This window comes from Brevundimonas diminuta (assembly GCF_022654015.1).
Classification (GTDB): Bacteria; Pseudomonadota; Alphaproteobacteria; order Caulobacterales; family Caulobacteraceae; genus Brevundimonas; species Brevundimonas diminuta_C.
Genome location: NZ_CP073063.1, coordinates 2,462,918 through 2,480,261, shown reverse-complemented (window position 1 = coordinate 2,480,261; position 17,344 = coordinate 2,462,918). Strand labels below are relative to the sequence as shown.

The following is a 17,344-nucleotide window of genomic DNA, read 5'->3' as shown; positions in this document are numbered from 1 at the left end:
CGGCCTGACGGTCTTTTTTCGAACCAAGCAACTGACTTGGTTGAGGAAAATGTCTCCGAAAGACCCCGAAAGCAGGTGACGGTCTTTTGGAGTCAAACGGCATGCTTACGGACGCCGCATTGCGAAATATCCGTGGGAAATCAAAATCCTACAAAATGACCGACAGGGACGGTCTCTACATTCTGGTGTCTCCCGCCGGCGGGATCGCCTTCAAGTACGACTACCGCTTCAACGGCCGGCGTGAATCGGTGACGCTGGGGTCCTACGGCCCGGCGGGCCTGTCCCTCGCCAAAGCGCGCGAGAAGGTGATCGATGCCAAGCGTCTGATCGCTGAAGGCGTCTCGCCCGCCCTGGAAAAGCAGCGCGCCAAGCGGCGCCTGAAGGAGGCCCGGAGCTTCGGCCATGTCGCCCGCCGCTGGATGGATCACGCGCCCATGGCGGACAGCACCCGCAACATGCGGCGGTCCATCTTCAATCGCGAAGTTCTGCCCCAGTGGGACAACAGGCTGCTGAACGAGATCACGCCCGGCGACCTGCGGGCGCATTGCCAGACGATCGTCGAACGCGGCGCGCCGGCGACGGCGATCCATGTCCGCGACATCGTCAAACAGATCTACGCCTTCGCCATCCTGCACGGGGAGAAGATCGACAACCCCGCCGACGGGGTCGGTCCCGCCTCCATCGCGACCTTCCGGCCCCGGGACCGGGCGCTGTCGCCGACCGAAATCCGGATCATGCTCGGACTGCTCGGCGAGGTGGCGACCCTGCCGACGATCCGGTTGGGACTGAAGTTCATCCTGCTCAGCATGGTCCGCAAGAGCGAGCTTCAGGACGGAGTTTGGGACGAGGTCGATTTCGCCAACGCGGTCTGGTCGATCCCGAAGGAGCGGATGAAGCGGTCCCGGCCGCACAACGTCTACCTCTCGACCCAGATGCTCGACATCCTCATCGCGCTGAAGACCTGTGCGGGGAACTCGAGATACATCCTGCCGTCCCGCTACGACGCGGACGCGCCGATGTCGCGGGCCACCTTCAATCGCGTGACCAGCGCCATCGCCGAACGGGCAGGGGAGCGCGGCCTGCCTCTGGAGCCGTTCACGGTCCACGACCTGCGTCGGACCGCCTCGACCCTTCTGCACGAGATGGGGTTCAATTCGGACTGGATCGAGAGGGGACTCGCGCACGAGGAGCGGTCATCGCGCGGGGTCTACAACAAGGCCGAGTTCGAGGCCCAGCGCCGTCACATGGCGCAGGAGTGGTCGAACGCCGTGGACGCCTGGGAGGCCGGACGGGCGTTCACGCCCGTGCTCGTCATCCCGGAGACGGCCGGTCCTCGCTTCGATCCCCGGCTCTGACGGGGCGGGTGATCCGTTTGCGCACGTCCGGCGGCGGCGCCCGGCGGATCGGCTTAGCGCGGCGAAGCGCCAGCCAGGCCTCGATCTCGGCTAGGTCCCAGACGACGCATCTCGGCGTTAGCAGGAACCGCCTCGGAAACTGGCCACGCTGCTCCATCTCCCAGATGGTGCTGTCGGCCAGCGGCACCATCTGGCGCAACTGCGTCTTCTTGATCGTGCGCCTGAGCGGCGGGTCGGCCTGGGCCATGTCGAAATCCCGTTCTGTTCGGGAGGATTCGAACGCGAAAGGCCGCGAGAGGTGAAGGCCGCAAGCTTACGCCCGCTCGTCTACGGGCGAGGCCCATCGCTGCGGGTGGCGGTCTGGTCGACCGCGGTCGGATCAGCGCTCCAACTCCAGGCGTCCATCATCACCTTGAAGAGGTAGGTGTTCGGGAAATAGCCGCGGACGCGCTCGGCTCCGACGCCGATCGCCAGCACGGGCACCTCTTCGGCGGTGTGGCTGTCGTTGACCAGGACGTTCTCCAGCCGAACGAGGCCCTCTTCGCGCCCCGAGGTCTTCCAGGCGTCATAGCCCTCCAGAAGCGGCTCGCCGCGGCGGCCGCCGTCGACCTGCAGACCGAAGGAATGGTCCGCCGTGAACAGCAGCAGGGTGTCGTCGAGATCAACGCGGCTCTGCACTTCGGCGATCAGCCTGTCGAAATCCACGACGTTCTGCAGGCCTTGGCGCGGATCGTCCGTGTGCGCGTCCCATTCCACCACGAGGAAGTAGCCCGTGTCCGACCGTTCCAGGATCTCGAGCGCCCGAAGCGTCGCCGCGCGAACGTCCATCGCGTCGGCGACGACGACCGGTCGGAGATTGTCGACCGGCGCATCGGCGAGCGTCGCGTAGATCGGACGGCCGTGGGCCGCGCTGAGCGCGTCGAAGCCCGAGCCGCGCGCCGCGAGCTGCTCGGCGATCTCCTCGCGGCCGGCGCCGAACAGCACGTCCACGCCGTCCCCGAACCGGGGCGTAAAGGCCTGGGGGAAGATCTCGCCCCATTTCGCGCGATCGTTCGCATGGGCGTAGTTGGCGGCCGGGGTGGCGTCGGTAATCGCCTGCGTCGTGATCACGCCGGTCAGCAAGCCGCGCTCCTCCGCGTATTCGAGCAGGGTCTTGGTCGGCGCGCCGTCAGTCTGGCCCCGCACGGCGTCGGGGCCCTGGCTGATCACGCCGTTGCGGGTCTTCACGCCGGTGACGATGGCGGACATGCCGTTGGCGGAATCGGAGACGAAGTCGTCCACCGGCGAGGTCTCGCTCAGGCCGAGATGCGGCCAGCCCTGAACGTGCAGCCGCAGCGGCTCGCCATAGCCCAGCAGGCTGGCCGCCGAGAGCGTCGGCACGCCGCCGGCGTCGGCGAGGAAGAGGATGACGTTGCGCGCCCGTCCGGGCGCGGGCCGGCCCGTCGCGCCGGTCTGGGCCGCTGCGGCGGGCGCGGCGCCGTCCTGCGCCGTCGCCGGGACCGAGGAGAGGATGAGGCAGGCGGAGACGGCGGTCAGAAGGCGGAGCGTTCTCATGATGGGTCGGCCTCGATCCTGAAAAAAGACGTCGCAAGAGGCCGTTCGCGGCGCCGCCCCCGTCGATCGCGCCCGCTCGATACACCGCGTTTCGTGTCAGCTCGGCGACGGCGAGGCTGCGACCCGACCGCGCAGCGCGGGCAGTCGCGGACCGCTGTCACGCAACCATCCGCGACTTGTCACATCCCGTGACTAATCATGATTCCACCGTTCCAGAATTATGGGTATGTCGCCCATAGAGGCGGGGGAGAATCTTCATGCGAACGATCATGATCGGACTTGCGATGGCCGTGCTGGCGACCCAGGCCGCCGCTCAGAACCAGACTCGATGGCGCGCACTATTGCGCTGAGCTGACCCGAGATCCTCCGGACCCGCGCGACGAGCTTCTTCTTGTTCGTGGAGGTATGCGCCATGGATACTCCCCTATAGTATCTTGCACCGGCGCGCGACACCTCCTATGAGGCCGCTTCCTGTTGGGGAGTAGCTTCCGGCGTCTGATCGCCGGGGTCGGATCAACACACTCGCGTTTCGGCGCGCGGTCCGACCAGCGGAACCGCCGCCTAGCGAGACCAGCGCGTCCCACCGCCGCACCGGCCGGGGAGGGAAGCGCTGTTCGTTGCCGGGTGGATGCTCGTCATGACTCCTGTCGCCATCGCCGTTCTGTCTCTCAGCATGTCTACCGACGCCTTCGCCGCCGCCGTTGGGCGTGGTGCTTTGCATCGACCGAACCTGGCCGGCGCCGTGAAGGCAGGCCTGGTATTCGGGTGTATCGAGGCCATCACCCCGGTGATTGGCTGGGGGCTCGGCATGGTCGCTGCAGGCCTCGTCGAACGCGTGGATCATTGGATCGCCTTCGGCCTCCTCGCCGCTGTTGGCGGCAAGATGATCTGGGAAGCGACCCGTCCCCTGGCTGAGGATGCCCCACGCCGGTCCGGACCTTGGGCGCTGATCGCCATGGCGGTCGGGACCAGCATCGACGCGGCGGCTGTTGGCGTCGGCCTGGCCTTCATCGGAGCCAATATCTGGGTTATCGCGGCCTCAATCGGCGTCACGACCTTCCTGCTGACCACGATCGGCATGCTGATTGGCCGGGCCGTCGGCCAGCGTTTTGGCAAGATCGCCGAGCTTCTGGGAGGGCTCGCGCTTGTCGCGCTCGGTCTGATGATCCTGCTTGAGCACCTCGGCGTCATCGGCGCGTGATTGCCAGGACCCTACCGGCTCGACAGGGTGCGCAGGTCATCACCTATGCGATCGATCCGAGTTCTGCGATCACCGGACACCGAACCCGCCCGCCTTCGCTGCAGTCCGCGACGGCCTGCTTAAGCACCGTCCGGAGCCGCTCCAGATCCGCGATTTTGGCGTCCACGCTGGCGATGTGGTCCTGGGCCATGTCGCGGACTTCGCAGCAGGCCTGGACGCCCGGCTCACTCAACGCGATCAGCCGCCGAATGGCGTCGATGCCGAATCCCAGTTCGCGGGACCGGCGGATGAAGCGCAGGCGTTGGGCGTGTTCCGGCTCATAGCTCCTGTGTCCGCCCTCGGTGCGGGCCGGGGCGGGCATCAGGCCGATCCGCTCGTAGTAGCGCACCGTTTCCAAGTTCACCCCGGCGCTCTCTGCGAGGCGCCCGATCGTCAAACTTCGTGCGGACATGGCTCTTGATCCCGTAGCGGCTACGGGTTGTAGCCTGTAGCAGAAATCGAACGGGAGGCCCCATGGCCATCGATCAAGACCGGCCCAACATTCCTGAGGTCGCCGTCAGCGCCTCGGCCGCCATCGGCGGTGTGGCCTCGGTGTTCGCCTGGGCCGCGTGCTGTGTACTGCCTCTGGCTCTCTCGGTGGCGGGCGTGTCCTTCGCCGGCGCCGCGGTCATCGCGGGCGCGCGAACCTGGCTGACGCTTCTGGCCGCCGTCATCTTGGCCGCCGGCTGGCTGCTGCATTGGCGTCGCCTGCGGATGTGTCGGAAGGACGCATCCTGCCGCCGGCCCTCGCGTCTGGCGTTCTGGCTGCTGGTGATCGCCAGCCTGCTGATCGTCCTGTCCCTGGCCTGGCAGCCCTACATCGAACCATGGGCCATGCCGCGACTGGCGGCCATGCGATGAGCCCCGCCATCGTTCTGGAATCGACGCTGACCTGCCCGCACTGCGGTCACGTCGCGACCGAGACCATGCCCACCGACGCCTGCATCTGGTTTTACGATTGCCTCGGTTGCGGCGTGAAGCTGAAGCCTCAACCCGGCGATTGCTGCGTGTTCTGCTCCTATGCCGACGTGCCGTGTCCGCCGATCCAGGTGGATGGAAAGGGCTGTTGCGGCTAGGCTTAGGCGGCACTGCTGCATTCCGGAGTTCGCCGTGACCGATCACGCCACGCCCAACCTGCCGTCGCGGGATTTCGAAGCTACGTCCCAGTTCTACACTCGACTGGGCTTCCAGCAGGGCTGGCGCGACGAAGGGTGGATGATCCTGAAACGGGGCGGGCTGACGCTTGAGTTCTTCCCGCACCCGGAACTTGATCCGCTGACCAGCAACTTCAGCTGTTGCCTGCGGCTTGACGATCTCGACGCGTTCTACGCCGTGTGCCTTGGCACCGGACTGCCGGAGACGTGCTGGGGCCAACCCCGATTGCACGCGCCCAAGATCGAGGAGTCGGGCATGCGGATCGGCGCGCTCATCGACCCGGACGGAACCCTGATCCGCCTGATCCAGAACTGAGGCTTCGCGCCTTGCCCCGATGCACGCGTTGCGCGAGACTCGCGTCATGAAGACTTCGATCGATCATCTGCCGCCGCGCAAGCAGGTGGAACTGCGCCGGGTGGTCGAGGTGATCCGCGAGTCGTTCGCCGAAACCGTCTCGACCCGTCGGGCCGAGCGGCTGAAGAACGGCAAGATCCTCAAGATCATCCTCTACGGATCGTATGCGCGCGGCGATTGGGTCCATGATCCGGTCGGACGCTACTTCTCGGATTTCGATCTGTTGATCGTTGTCGATCATGAGGATCTGACCGACGGCGAGTTCTGGCATGACGCCGAGAACAAGCTGATGCCGGGCGAGACCCTGATCCGCACGCCGGTGAGCCTTATCGTGCACAGTCTGGAAGACGTGAACGAGCAGTTGGACCGCGGGCGATACTTCTGGGCCGACATCGTGCGTGAGGGCATCGTTCTCTTCGACACGCCCGGCGCCAAGCTGCGCAAGCCGGCTGACCTGAAAGCTCAGGTTGCCCTTAAGGAAGCGGAGGAGTTCTTCGGAGATTGGACGCAGAGTTCGGCCAGCTTTGCTCGTGGCGCGAAATTCTATATGGGCGAGGGCGCTGATCCTAAGCTCGCCGCGTTCAACCTTCATCAATCGGCTGAACACCTCTACCACTGCGTTTTGCTGGTTGTGACGCTCTACAGCGGCAAGGCGCACAACCTCGCCTTCCTGCGCAAGAAGTGCGAGGCGATCGACGCCCGCCTGGCCGAGGCCTGGCCGCGCGAGACCAAGTTCGAGCGCCGCTGCTTCGAGCTGCTGCGCGAGGCCTATGTGAAGGCTCGTTACTCCAAGCACTACAAGATTAGCGTCGAGGAACTGACCTGGTTGACCCAGCGGGTTGAGGTGCTGCGCGCGCTGGCGACGACTGTGTGCGAGGAACGGCTGGCCCATCTGCGCGAAGCGGCGAGCGATGACCCTTCCGCGTGATTTGATCCCGCCCAGCATGCGCGCGACGCTGGACGCCGCAAGACGGATGGCCGATCCCTTTGAGGACGTCCGCCGACAGCACGATATGCTGCGGGCCAGCGGCGTGCTCGGCATCGCCGAGCGCATGAAGCTGGAGACCCCGCTGGCCTTGGCCGCGATGGGTCGTAACCCGTTCATGGACCGGATGCAGGGCGTCGGCGCCCTGATGAGGGCTCAGACCGACGCGGACCGCGTCTATCGCGCCGCGTTTCCGAATGGCCTGATCGAGCAGGCCGAGCGGATCGCGCAACTGTCCGCCGGCTTCGCCTTGCCGGATGGTCTCGAGCGCTTCAGGACGCCGACGGACAGTTTCGTCGATCGCATCCTCCGACTGTCGGACAGTGGTCTTGGCGCGAGCGCCCTGGCGATCGGGCGACCCGCCCAGATCGAGGACTTCGCGCGGGCCTCGGCGATGGCCGACATGTTCGCCGAGAGCGACCGGCTGACGCGGGGAGTGCGAGAGGCGGTCGGCGCCTTCTCCATCACGGAGATGCCGCAGTTCGCCAATCTGGCCGGTTATCGCAGTTTCCTCGACGCGGCGGGACTGCGGCTTGCGCACTGGCCGAGACGGCGTCTCCTGACGATGGCGGAGAAGCGCCGTCGCCTGAAGGCCCGCCTTCAGGCCAACTCGGCCCCGCCGCATGTGAAGCGCGCCAAGACTCTGGTTCACCGCTACGAACTGACCTTGAGGGAAATTCTAGATGCCGTGATGGCCGAGACCTACGGTGAGGACTGGGCGGACGAGCGCCTGCCGCTGTGCGACTGCAAGGATTTGCTGGGGAAGTTGAAGAAGCGGGGAGGCGAGGTTTTCGACCATGCCGACTACACCCACTACGCGCGGATCATGAGCCATCCGGAGCATTTCCAGGCGATCTTCGAGGCTGGTTTCGACGACCCAGAGGCGGTGTTCGATCTTCTGAAGCAGGCCGGGAAGCTGCGCGCGGCGTCGCACCATGCGCACCTGTTCACGCCCGAAGATCTGAAGGCGCTCCGCCTGACCTGGAACCAGATCGAAACAGGCTTGATCGCGCTCACTCCGGATTTCGAACTCGAGTGGACGGGTTAAAAGGCGACGAGGTCGGAATCGCCGTCCTCTTAGTGGAGCACTTCCCCGCCGACCGGATCGACCTGACGCAACTGGCCGGCCGCGTCCTGGACAAAGACTTCCACTTGCTCGCCCTTGTCGATCAGCGTCGTCGCCTTCACGAGCGCGGACTCTATGGCGTCGACGCTGAAGTCGAAATGCCCTGAGGGTCGGCCATCGCGAAGCACCCGCCAGTCGCCGTCGCCCCGGATCACCGTGAACTGGATGGTGTCGGACTGCCTCTCCAAGGGATCCCTCCTTCGCTCCAATCCGCGATGCGGATGGCGCCATGAACCTACCGCGACACCGCTTGAGCGTCATAGCATGTAGCCCACATCCGATGCGCCCGTCGGATAGGCGAACATCGTGGTCTTGAGGTCATCCGCAGTCAGTCCATGGCGGATCGCCAAAGCGAAAATATTGATGACCTCGTCCACGTTCGGGCCCACGAGGTGGGCGCCCAACACCCGTTCCGTCCCTTCCTCGACCAAGACCTTGAAGCCGAAGGTGGGTTCGGCCGCTGCGCGTGCTGTGAACCAGTCGGAGGCCTTCTGATTTTTGAAGCGGTAGAGCAGACCCTGATCCTTAGCCTCCCTCTCCGTCAGCCCGACCGCCGCGATAGGCGGGATTGTGAAGGCCACGCTCGGGACGCCGCGATAGTTCGGCCTTTCGGAGTTACCGTTCAAAATGTTGGCCGCCACGACCTTGGCGTCGTGGCTGGACACGGGGGTCAGCGGCGGACCGACCTGGGCTGCGTCGCCCGCGGCATAGACGGCTGGATTGGAAACGCTCTGCAGAAATTCGTTGAGCTTCAGGCGGCCTCCTTCATGCTCGACCCCGGCGGCGTCAAGGTCGAGATCGTCGATCGCAGGTCCTCGTCCGGCGGCGTGAATGACCAGATCAGCATGGACATCGACGGCTTTCCCCTTCGTCTGGGCGTGAACCCGAAAGCCTGCGCGCGTCTGCTCGACCGCCTGGACTGTCGTTTCGAGGCGCACGTCAACGCCGAGTTGGCGAAAGCTTTCCATGAGCCAACCGACCACGTCCGGGTCGAACTGGGGAAGCAATCGCTCGCCACGCTGGAGGATTACGACTTCGGCGCCAGCCCGCGCGGCGATGTGGGAGAACTCGGCCGCGATATAGCCTCCGCCGACCAGCACAATGCGCTTTGGCATGTCACCCAGCTCGAGGAAGCCCTCGTTGGTGACCAGATGCTCTTCCCCCGGGATGCCGAGTTTCCTGGGTTCGGCTCCGGCGGCGATGAGCAGGTTCGAAAACTCCAGCGTTTCCTCGCCCACCTCAAGGCTGTTGCGGCCGGTGAGGCGCGCCCGTCCATGAAAAGTGTCGATGCCTCTTTCAGAGTACCGCTCTTGGTGCTTTTGGGGAACGGGATCGGTGAAACCCCGCTTGAAGGCCATGAGGTCGGCCCAAGCAATTCGGGCGTCGCCGGCGACACCCCTGCCTCGCATCCGCCATGTATGATCGACGGCGTTGGCCCCGCTGATCAGCATTTTTTTTGGATCGCAGCCCCGGAGCGCGCACGTGCCTCCAAAGGGACGAAAATCGACAACCGCGACGCTGCGACCAGCAGCGCGAACCCGCATGGCTCCGACCATGGCGGCGGTCCCGGTCCCGATCACCACAAGATCATAATGTTTGGTCATCGATGTATGCTCCGCGCTCGCTCTGTAGCGGCTACCTTGGGACGGACGAGGCGGTACAGTGCCTCGGTCACCACCGCGTTGACGGCGCCAAAGAGAAGGTGCCCGGCGACCCCTCTAGCCTGGGTGAGCAGGGGGTTGTCTCGATTGGGAGCACTGTAGCCGAACACAGGCGTCAGACCTTCGTCGATCATCAAGAGCATGGTCGCTCCAGCACTTCCTCTTCCCGTACTTTCGGCGGCTTGATCTGGTAGAGCGCCGTCTGCGCCCTCTCGGTTACCCTCGTGGCCACGAGACCGGCGATGACGCCGAGGGCTGTCTCCGCAGCCAGCGATTTTGATGGAGTTGCGCATTGTTCTGACTCCCGATGAGCACGTTCCGGCCGCCTCATCCGGCTGGCTTACGACACCGCGACTGTCCCTCGAACGGAACGCTCGGAAGGGGAACGAAGCTGGAGTTGCTTCAGGTTCCCTTCATAGCAGGAGACACCTCAGATTCATGCCAGGCGTGGCCGCGCCCGTCGCCATGCCGCGCGTCAGCTGCGACGACGCGGAAGCGGTGAATCCTGGGCACGTCTTTGGTGGCGGAGCGGATGCACCGGCATTGGCGGCACGATCCCTACGAGCGCCGCGATTGGCCGCATGGTTCAAGCGGCGGTGACCAGCCGTCTCTCCTGCGACGCGCCAAGCCTTGCGCGGCCTCTCAATGGCCTGATCTGACCGAAGCCCGTCCGGCTTCCGCAACCGTTCGCGCGACTTTCTTCCCCGGCCTGACGGCCTTCCTCGCGAGGCAAGAAAGTCGCGCTCCCGGTCCTCCGCTGCGCTGCGGGGCTCCCTGTGCTCGCCTGCGGGCCGCCCGGCCTCCGGTCCGCCGATCGCCATCGAGGCCGCGGCAGGCGACCAGCTGGTCCGCATCGACGATGACGACGCCGGGGAGGAGACGACCCGACGCATTCCGTTCCTGAAGGCCTACACGGTCTTCAACGTCGAACAGATCGAGGGTCTCCCGGCCTCGTCCGCCCCGGCGCCCGCGCCGGTCCTGAACCTCGGTCAACGGATCGCCCGGGCCGAGACGTTCTTCGCCGCGACGGGCGCCGACGTCCGTCATGGCGGCGGCTGCGCCTTCTATGCGCCGGGACCGGACTTCGTGCAGATGCCGGTGTTCGAAAGCTTCCGCGATCCGGAAGCCTACTACGCGACGCTGGGCCACGAGCTGACGCACTGGACCAGGCACCCCGCTCGGCTCGACCGCGACTTCGGACGCCGCCGGCATGGAGACGCCGGCTACGCCCGGGAAGAACTGGTGGCCGAAATCGGCGCCGCCTTCCTCTGCGCCGACCTGGGGCTGGCTCTCGAGCCGCGCGAGGATCACGCCGCCTATGTCGCCTCATGGCTCGAGGTGCTGCGCGACGACAAGCGATTCATCTTCTCAGCCGCCGCCCACGCCCAGCGCGCCGTGGACTTTCTTCATGCGGCCGGCGAGGGCGGCTGACGCCGAGGACGTAAAAGATGCAGGGGCGCGCGCCGGTCATGGCTGGCGCGCGCGTCACCTGCGCTGTAACCTTGGGGTCTTGCTGGACGTATTGAGCTTGATGATCGGACGTCGAACAACTGCGGCCTGGGCGCCGGCCATTCTGGCCGTGTTCGCCCTGCTGTTCGCGTCGAGCCCGGTCACGGCCTGGGAGACTCCGGCCGCGGCCATGTCGATGCCGATGGCGCCCGCCGACGGCTCCAGTCCGGATGCCCCCTGCGATCCCGTGAAGATGAGCTGCGCTCGGCTGTGCGCCGTGCTCTGCCATGGCCTGGTTCCGACGCCCGCCGCGGCCGTCCCGGTAGCGGCCTCCGCCGATGTGCACGATCGTTTACCGGCCGACGCCCTCGCGGGGGTGGAGGCCGGAAGCGGAGGACCCGCCCCCTCGAACCTGATCTCCACCGACGATCCTTTTCTCAGAAAACCGATCCATGGAGATCAACAATGAAACGTGCTTTTCGCTCGCGGCCCTCGTGCTGCTGACCTCGGCCTCGGCTGCCTTCGCGGCCGCGCCCGACTCGGTGGTCAAGGCCGCCGCCTCCTGCTGCGAGCTTCTCGCGGCCTGCTGTAACGGCGGACCCTGCTGCTGATCCGCTGACGGAGGACGCCCGCGCGAAAGCGCGGGCGTCTGCCTCCGAGGCCGCTTCCCTCCTCATGATCCGTCCGGCTGGGGCGTCCGACAGGACGGCGGGCGAGCGGCCGTGCAGCGGTCGCCGAGGGGAGGACGTGCAGCACCGGAGGCCTACGGGGCGAGGGGGGTGACGGTCTAGGGCAGGATAGGCTTTGCGCCGGCAACGTCTGACAGACCCACCTCCCGATGGACCGCCTCACCCTTCGCGTCTCGCCCGATCTGATCCGCCGGTTCGACGCCGCGGCGGCGGGGCAGGGCGGGCGCTCGCGCTTGCTTCGCCGGCTCATGGAGGGGGCTGCGCAGGCGTCCTTTCCGGCGCCGCCGGAGGCGGTCAGCGCGCCCAGGTCGGGCAAGCTGACCCTGCGCCTCGGCGAGACCGACCTGCGTCTCCTGGAGGCCGAGGCCGCCGCCGTCGGGCTGTCGCGAACCCAATGGAGTGTCGCGCTCATCCGGCGGCGGTTGCGGGATCGTCCGCAGTTCAGCCGTCCCGAGGCCTTGGCGCTGATCGAGGTGCGGCGCGAGCTGCGGCGCATCGGCGTGAACATCAACCAGATCGCCCGCGCCCTGAACACGGCGGTGATGGAGGGGCAGGTGCTCGATCTGGAGATGGCCCAGCTCGGCGCCTTTCAGGCTGAGATCGCGGCCTGGGTGGAAGCGCTCGGCGAGGCCTTTGACGGCAACCTGTCCTATTGGGCCGGGCGGCCGTGAGCGACTTCCGCTCGCCGCGCGGGTTCGAGGAAGCCTTGCGGCCGCCGGTCGATCCGCGCCGCGCGCGGATCACGCCCGCGGTGCTTCGGCCGTCTCGGAACAGAGGGCAGGAGTCGGCCGCCCGCTTCATCCGGGTCCTGCGCCGGGCGCCGGAGGTGATGGTCAAGGTGACCGGCCGTACCCGGGACGGCGGCCACCTGAAGGCGCACCTCGACTACATCAGCCGCAATGGCGCCCTGACTCTGGAAGGGCCGGACGGGGAGCGGCTGGACGGGCGCGCTGAGGTGCATGCGCTCGCCCGCGACTGGGCCGAGGAGTTCGCGATGGAACCGGGACGCAGGCGTGACGCCTCGGTCTCCCTGTCGATCGTGCTCAGCATGCCGGCGGGGACGGATGCGGTGCGTCTGCACGACGCCGCCCGGGCCTTCGCGGCCGAGACCTTCAGCGAGCGCTTCCCCTATGTCTTCGCCCTGCACGACGAGGGACGGCACCCGCACGTGCATCTGACGGTGCGCCGGCTGGGACGCGAGGGCGAGCGGCTGAATCCGCGCAAGGCCGACCTGCAGATCTGGCGCGAGGGCTTCGCCCGGGCGCTGCGCGACCGGTCCATCGAGGCGGAGGCCACCCCGCGGCGGACGCGCGGCGTGACCCGAAAGGCGGAGCGGACGCCGATCCGCAAGATGCGGGAGCGGTTCGTGGCGGGGAAGGGCGATCTGCCCGAGACGCTCGCCGCCGCCTACCGCGACGCGCTCCGGGGCGACGGCGGGGAGGGACCGTGGCTGGAGGCAATTCAGGCGCGTGAACTGGCGATGCGGCGCGCTCTGGTCGCGGAAGCGGTTCGACTGGGTCGGTCCGATCGGCTGGCGGATCGCACCCTGGCCCTGGTGGTGGAGCGGTTCGTGCGGGACCGGCCCGGGCCGAAGACGCGCGACCAGGCCTTGAGGGACGCAGGCGTCGATCGCTCGACCGGGCGAGAGCGAAGCCGATGAAGCGGCGCGACTCCACGGGCCCGGTTGCGGAGTGTCAGAAACAGAACTATATTTCTGACACGGAGACGATCATGCAAGTCCTTGCTGAACAGATCATGGAGCGCGTCCGGGCCCTGCCGGAGGGCGCGCCGGTCGCCGCCAAGGGGCTGCTCCATCTGGGCAACCGCGCGGCGGTGGATCAGGCCCTGTCGCGCCTCGTGCGACGGGGGCGGCTCGTGCGCGCTGGGCGCGGCGTCTACATGCGTCCGCTGGAAAGCCGCTTCGGATCGCGGACGCCTTCGGTGGAAACGGTCGTGCGCGCGGTGAGCGAGCAGCGCGGCGAGGTCGTCGCCTCCAACGGGGCGGCGGCGGCCAACGCTCTGGGCCTGACCACCCAGGTGCCGATCCGCATGGTCTATCTGACCAACGGCAAGAGCCGGCTCCTCAACGTTGGCAAGCAGACGGTGGAGTTCAAACATGCGCCGGTATGGCAGCTGCTCCTGGCCGATCGTCCGGCCGGCGAAGCGGTTCGCGCCCTGGCCTGGCTGGGGCCGGAGAAGGCCGCGACGGCGCTGGAGGCCCTGAAACGAAAGCTGGGACCCGCCGCCTTCGGCGAACTGGTGTCCGTCGGACCGCGTCTGCCCACCTGGCTGGCGCGGTCGGTCAGCCAGGCGGCCCATGTCTGAAATCTTCCTGCAGCTTTCGGCCGAGGACCGCGCTGAAGCCCTCGCGGCGGCGGCGTCGGACTCCGGCCGGCCCGCCCATCTGCTCGAGAAGGACGTCTGGGTCGTCTGGGCCCTGAACGCGCTGTTCGAGTCGCCCTTGGGCGAAGGCCTGGTCTTCAAGGGCGGGACATCCCTGTCCAAGGCCTACGACGTCATCCAGCGGTTCTCGGAAGACATCGATCTGACCTGGGACATCCGTCGCCTGCTTCCCGATCTGGCCGATGCGCCTGAAGACCCCGTGCCGCAGACTCGCGCCGAGGAGCGGCGCTGGTCCCGGGACGTTCAGCGGCTGTTGCCGCTCTGGGTAGAGGGCGAGGTGCGGCCGCTTCTGGAGGCCCGGATCGCCGCAGACGGCGTCGGCGCCACGGTGCGGATCGAAGGCGCCAAGGCCTTCGTCGACTATGCGCCGACCAGCACTGGCACCGGCTATGTCTCGCCCAGCGTGATGCTCGAGTTCGGCGCGCGGGCGACCGGCGAGCCGAGCGCGCCGCGACCCGTGGTCTGCGATGCGGCGGCCCATCTGCAAGGCGTCGTCTTCCCGACCGCCACGCCGCGGGTGATGGCGGCCGAGCGGACGTTCTGGGAGAAGGCCACCGCCGCCCACGTCTATTGCGCGCAGGGACGACTCCGGGGCGATCGCTTCTCTCGCCACTGGCACGATCTGTCCCGACTGGACGCGGCCGGCTTCGCCGAGACCGCGATCGCGGATCGGGCGGTCGCCGAGGCGGTCGCGCGCCACAAGGCGATGTTCTTCCGCGAGACCGCCGACGGCGCGGAGATCGACTATGGACAGGCGGTCACGGGCGGGCTGCGTCTGAAGCCTGAAGGCGCCTCGCTGGAGGCCCTCGGGGATGACTACCGCCGGATGGTCGAGGACGGCCTGCTGGAGGCGGACGCCGAGCCATTCGAGAAGCTCATGGAGACGTGTGCGGCGCTCGCGGACCGCGCCAACGCCGCGGCGACGGGTTGACCCCGCGCTACGCCCCGATCGAGCAGGAAGCGATCCTGCTCAAGGCGGTCTGGAACATGATCGACGACATGGTCAATCTGGAGATCTTCGAGTACCCGATGACCTCCCGCCCGACCAATTTGGTGTTCAAGTCGGGAACCCACAAACGGGTCTTCGCCATCCTGCTGGCGGATTTCCTGGCCCAGCCCCGGCCGTCTGCGCTGCCCTTCGCCTTCGCCCCGTCGACCGCAGGCGCGCGCGAAACTGATCGAACCTATCTGTTCTATCTGGACGCCATCGGCCGTCAGCCGACGCTGGGCGCCGACGCCTCCGGTCTGGCGGCTTCCGCCTCGGCCTTCGCGGACTGGCTGAACGCGGAGTGCGTCTGTCCCAAGGTCTGGCTTCCCGGACTCGACCTGTCGGTGGACGTGCGCGTCTCCCGCATCTGGCTGCTCAAGGTCGTCGGCGACGCCAACAAGCACAACTTCTCCCGGCTCGATGCCCGGGTGAAGCAGATCAGGGCGATGCTCGCGCGGCACGGCCATGAGGTCGATGAGGGGATGGTCTATCGGTCGGTGCCGGACTTCCAGCAGTGGTTCTACACCGACGTCTTCTCCTATCACGCCAGCACCATCGGCGAGTTCCTGGACCAGATCCGCCGGGCCCTGTTCGCCTACCTCTCGCCGGAGTTCGCCCGGGCCTGGCGACGTGGCGACCGGTTCGAGGGCGATTACAGCTTCGATATTCCGGCGGACATCCGCGATCCGCTGGCGCTGGGCATGTATTGGGACCTGATGAACCGGATGAGGGACGGCGTCGGATTCCCGGCCTTCACCGTGTCGCCGTATCTGAAGAACACTTTCTAGGCGCGACCGCTAGCGCCGCCGCTCGCGGTCGCGCGTCGTGTCCCGTTCCGTCGGACGCGCGCGGCCGGCGCGCGCCCAGGCGGCCTCCAGCAGCTTGGTCTGGATGGCGGGATCGGGGATGAGACGGGCCACCACCACGGCCGCGCGGGCGAGCCGCTCGGCGAGCGGATCCTGGAGGGCCTTCTGGGAGGAAGCCCGGTCGATTCCGGCCGCCTGGCGATCGCGGTCCCTGGGCCGATGGCCGTGGACCTCCAGACCCAGGCTCTGGGCCTGGATCCAGACCTCGCGCCGGAAGGCGGGGTCGCCAGAGACCTGTATCCGCTCCCAGCCGCGGTGCCGCGCGATCTTGAGCATGTCGATGACGGCGTCGGGATAGGCCTGGGTCGAGGTGAGCGATCCACCCCGGTCGCGGAACATCGGCGCGGGCGCACGATGATCCCGGAAGAACCGCTCCGCCCGGCCCCTGAGATCGCCCTCGACCAGATAGCGGTCGAGCACCGCGTCCGGCACGTCGCCCTTGGCGGTGGAGCGGGCGGGTGCGCCGGGCGCGGGCCGCAGGCGGTTGACCGCCGGAGCGGGCTCTGACGGGGTCATGGCTCGCGCTCCGGCGGGGTGGCGTCGACGACGCGGTCGAGCCAGGCCGCCACATCGGTTTCATCCGCGTCGGGCGGGGGCGGAGGAAGGCCTTCGGCGGCGAAGGCGCGGGCGATGACGTCGAAATCCATGGGATCCTCCTCGAGAGCGGGCGGGACGACCGGCGCTTCGACCGTCGGCCCGGGCGTGGGAGCGGGACGCAGACGGCGCTGGAAAATCCGGTCGCGCCAGTAGGCGATCTTGCGGCCGCGAACAGGCGGCAGACCGGCCTTCAGGACGATCAGGGCGGTCTGCGGAAGCTGCATGAGCTCCTGGGGCAGCATCAGCGCCCGGCGCTGGTCGGACACGGTCGTACTGCGTCGGCCGCGCGCGAGGCCGGCCGGCCGGCTGCGGCTTCGCCCGTCCGTCGTATAATAGCCCAGCCGTTCGCTGAGCTCCCGGGCGATCCTCAGTTCCTTGGGCGCGAAGACGATCTCGATGCCGCAATTGGTCATCACGTCCTCTGCCAGATCGGGTCCGTAGAGCGCCCGGAGCTGGGAGGGACTCTGAAGCACGGCCAGCAGACGCAGTCCGTAGCCCGCCACCCAGGCGAAGGCGTGGGCCAGCACCGGCGCCGGGCCGAGGCGAGCGAATTCGTCGAGCAGGACGAGGGTCGGACGGTCGGCGGGGGCGGGAAGGCTGCGGCTGTTGAGATCGACCAGCTGCTGAAAAAGTAGCGCATAGAGCGGCTGGATCCTCAGCATGTTGTCCGGCGTGGCGCCCAGATATCTTGAGAAGGCCTGCTCCAAACTCCGGGTCCGGACCCGGATCGAAGCGGTCGCCTCGGCGGTCCGGCAAGGTCTGATCGACCCGGGATGAGGGGAGGGGGCGGGCCAGGAACTTCTGTGATGAAGCCCGGCGTTTCGCCGCCGATCGCCGCCGACGTTTGCACGTCCCCTGGCTCTTGATCGGCGCCTATCGTTCTCGGAACCCGCCGCCGGCGAGTCTAGATCGGCCAGCCCAA

22 protein-coding genes and 1 pseudogene are annotated in these 17,344 nt (G+C 67.4%); 15 read left to right on the top strand and 8 right to left on the bottom strand.

What is annotated here, in order from left to right; genetic code table 11:
* Positions 1-155: 155 nt before the first annotated feature.
* Positions 156-1,355: a tyrosine-type recombinase/integrase gene (locus KAK88_RS12390; RefSeq protein ID WP_431307188.1), complete on the top strand. Its 1,200-nt coding sequence runs from the start codon at positions 156-158 to the stop codon at positions 1,353-1,355.
* On the opposite strand, the gene KAK88_RS12385 is transcribed toward KAK88_RS12390, so the two are convergent.
* The 3 genes and pseudogenes from KAK88_RS12385 to KAK88_RS12375 all read right to left on the bottom strand — a co-directional run.
* Positions 1,312-1,602 (bottom strand): helix-turn-helix transcriptional regulator, encoded by a 291-nt coding sequence (locus KAK88_RS12385; protein WP_112862366.1) that lies wholly within the window; start codon positions 1,600-1,602, stop codon positions 1,312-1,314. The two genes, KAK88_RS12390 and KAK88_RS12385, sit on opposite strands and share 44 nt — an antisense overlap.
* An 80-nt stretch (positions 1,603-1,682) precedes the next feature.
* The gene (locus KAK88_RS12380) at positions 1,683-2,909 is read right to left on the bottom strand and encodes an alkaline phosphatase (protein WP_242076828.1); all 1,227 of its coding nucleotides are present in this window, start codon (positions 2,907-2,909) and stop codon (positions 1,683-1,685) included.
* Positions 2,910-3,260: 351 nt separating this feature from the next.
* Positions 3,261-3,323: pseudogene (locus KAK88_RS12375) on the bottom strand (metal/formaldehyde-sensitive transcriptional repressor); the annotation flags it as partial.
* 259 nt (positions 3,324-3,582) lie between these two features.
* On the opposite strand from KAK88_RS12375, the gene KAK88_RS12370 reads away from it, so the two are divergent.
* Positions 3,583-4,110: a manganese efflux pump MntP gene (locus tag KAK88_RS12370; RefSeq protein ID WP_258522524.1), complete on the top strand. Its 528-nt coding sequence runs from the start codon at positions 3,583-3,585 to the stop codon at positions 4,108-4,110.
* 43 nt (positions 4,111-4,153) lie between these two features.
* Here KAK88_RS12370 and KAK88_RS12365 read toward each other — a convergent pair whose 3' ends face one another.
* Positions 4,154-4,561, bottom strand: a complete 408-nt coding sequence (locus KAK88_RS12365; RefSeq protein WP_054765686.1) for a MerR family transcriptional regulator — start codon at positions 4,559-4,561, stop codon at positions 4,154-4,156.
* Positions 4,562-4,623: 62 nt separating this feature from the next.
* Between KAK88_RS12365 and KAK88_RS12360 the strand changes: the two genes are divergently transcribed.
* The 5 genes from KAK88_RS12360 to KAK88_RS12340 are packed head-to-tail and all read left to right on the top strand — an operon-like array spanning position 4,624 to position 7,691.
* A complete protein-coding gene (locus KAK88_RS12360; RefSeq protein ID WP_066624881.1) occupies positions 4,624-5,010 on the top strand; it encodes an MFS transporter permease in 387 nt (128 codons plus the stop codon).
* Positions 5,007-5,225: a GDCCVxC domain-containing (seleno)protein gene (locus KAK88_RS12355; RefSeq protein WP_054765688.1), complete on the top strand. Its 219-nt coding sequence runs from the start codon at positions 5,007-5,009 to the stop codon at positions 5,223-5,225. The genes KAK88_RS12360 and KAK88_RS12355 overlap by 4 nt, the downstream gene beginning before the upstream one ends.
* Before the next feature lie 34 nt (positions 5,226-5,259).
* Positions 5,260-5,619, top strand: coding sequence for a bleomycin resistance protein (locus KAK88_RS12350; RefSeq protein ID WP_054765689.1), 360 nt, complete (start codon positions 5,260-5,262; stop codon positions 5,617-5,619).
* A gap of 19 nt (positions 5,620-5,638) precedes the next feature.
* Entirely contained in the window at positions 5,639-6,586 is a 948-nt protein-coding gene (locus tag KAK88_RS12345; RefSeq protein ID WP_242076827.1) for a HEPN domain-containing protein, read from the top strand.
* Positions 6,570-7,691: a hypothetical protein gene (locus KAK88_RS12340; protein ID WP_242076826.1), complete on the top strand. Its 1,122-nt coding sequence runs from the start codon at positions 6,570-6,572 to the stop codon at positions 7,689-7,691. The genes KAK88_RS12345 and KAK88_RS12340 overlap by 17 nt, the downstream gene beginning before the upstream one ends.
* 29 nt (positions 7,692-7,720) lie before the next feature.
* Here the strand turns inward: KAK88_RS12340 and KAK88_RS12335 are convergent, their stop codons facing one another.
* Together KAK88_RS12335 and KAK88_RS12330 are read right to left on the bottom strand one after the other, a co-directional pair.
* Positions 7,721-7,957, bottom strand: a complete 237-nt coding sequence (locus KAK88_RS12335) for a DUF2188 domain-containing protein (RefSeq protein ID WP_054765692.1) — start codon at positions 7,955-7,957, stop codon at positions 7,721-7,723.
* Positions 7,958-8,026: 69 nt separating this feature from the next.
* Positions 8,027-9,373: a dihydrolipoyl dehydrogenase family protein gene (locus KAK88_RS12330; RefSeq protein WP_242076825.1), complete on the bottom strand. Its 1,347-nt coding sequence runs from the start codon at positions 9,371-9,373 to the stop codon at positions 8,027-8,029.
* An 819-nt stretch (positions 9,374-10,192) separates the two neighbouring features.
* On the opposite strand from KAK88_RS12330, the gene KAK88_RS12325 reads away from it, so the two are divergent.
* From KAK88_RS12325 to KAK88_RS12290, 8 genes are all read left to right on the top strand, one after another.
* On the top strand, positions 10,193-10,861 hold the full coding sequence (locus KAK88_RS12325) for an ArdC family protein (protein WP_347265479.1): 669 nt from the start codon (positions 10,193-10,195) through the stop codon (positions 10,859-10,861).
* A 91-nt stretch (positions 10,862-10,952) separates the two neighbouring features.
* A complete protein-coding gene (locus tag KAK88_RS12320) occupies positions 10,953-11,348 on the top strand; it encodes a hypothetical protein (protein ID WP_146756718.1) in 396 nt (131 codons plus the stop codon).
* Positions 11,332-11,490 carry a hypothetical protein gene (locus KAK88_RS12315; protein WP_242076824.1) on the top strand — a complete coding sequence of 53 codons (159 nt, stop codon included), beginning with the start codon at positions 11,332-11,334 and terminating at the stop codon, positions 11,488-11,490. The genes KAK88_RS12320 and KAK88_RS12315 overlap by 17 nt, the downstream gene beginning before the upstream one ends.
* A gap of 227 nt (positions 11,491-11,717) precedes the next feature.
* A complete protein-coding gene (locus KAK88_RS12310) occupies positions 11,718-12,239 on the top strand; it encodes a MobC family plasmid mobilization relaxosome protein (RefSeq protein ID WP_055808206.1) in 522 nt (173 codons plus the stop codon).
* Complete coding sequence (locus KAK88_RS12305) at positions 12,236-13,228, top strand: relaxase/mobilization nuclease domain-containing protein (protein WP_112862604.1); 993 nt, start codon at positions 12,236-12,238, stop codon at positions 13,226-13,228. The genes KAK88_RS12310 and KAK88_RS12305 overlap by 4 nt, the downstream gene beginning before the upstream one ends.
* 71 nt (positions 13,229-13,299) lie before the next feature.
* The gene (locus KAK88_RS12300) at positions 13,300-13,893 is read left to right on the top strand and encodes a DUF6088 family protein (RefSeq protein ID WP_112862603.1); all 594 of its coding nucleotides are present in this window, start codon (positions 13,300-13,302) and stop codon (positions 13,891-13,893) included.
* Positions 13,886-14,902: a nucleotidyl transferase AbiEii/AbiGii toxin family protein gene (locus KAK88_RS12295; protein ID WP_112862337.1), complete on the top strand. Its 1,017-nt coding sequence runs from the start codon at positions 13,886-13,888 to the stop codon at positions 14,900-14,902. Before KAK88_RS12300 ends, KAK88_RS12295 begins: the two co-directional genes overlap by 8 nt.
* On the top strand, positions 14,899-15,747 hold the full coding sequence (locus KAK88_RS12290) for a hypothetical protein (RefSeq protein WP_242076823.1): 849 nt from the start codon (positions 14,899-14,901) through the stop codon (positions 15,745-15,747). The genes KAK88_RS12295 and KAK88_RS12290 overlap by 4 nt, the downstream gene beginning before the upstream one ends.
* 9 nt (positions 15,748-15,756) lie before the next feature.
* Here the strand turns inward: KAK88_RS12290 and KAK88_RS12285 are convergent, their stop codons facing one another.
* Together KAK88_RS12285 and KAK88_RS12280 are read right to left on the bottom strand one after the other, a co-directional pair.
* A complete protein-coding gene (locus tag KAK88_RS12285) occupies positions 15,757-16,341 on the bottom strand; it encodes an LPD7 domain-containing protein (RefSeq protein WP_112862335.1) in 585 nt (194 codons plus the stop codon).
* Entirely contained in the window at positions 16,338-17,129 is a 792-nt protein-coding gene (locus KAK88_RS12280; RefSeq protein WP_242076822.1) for a type IV secretory system conjugative DNA transfer family protein, read from the bottom strand. Before KAK88_RS12280 ends, KAK88_RS12285 begins: the two co-directional genes overlap by 4 nt.
* Positions 17,130-17,344: the final 215 nt, after the last annotated feature.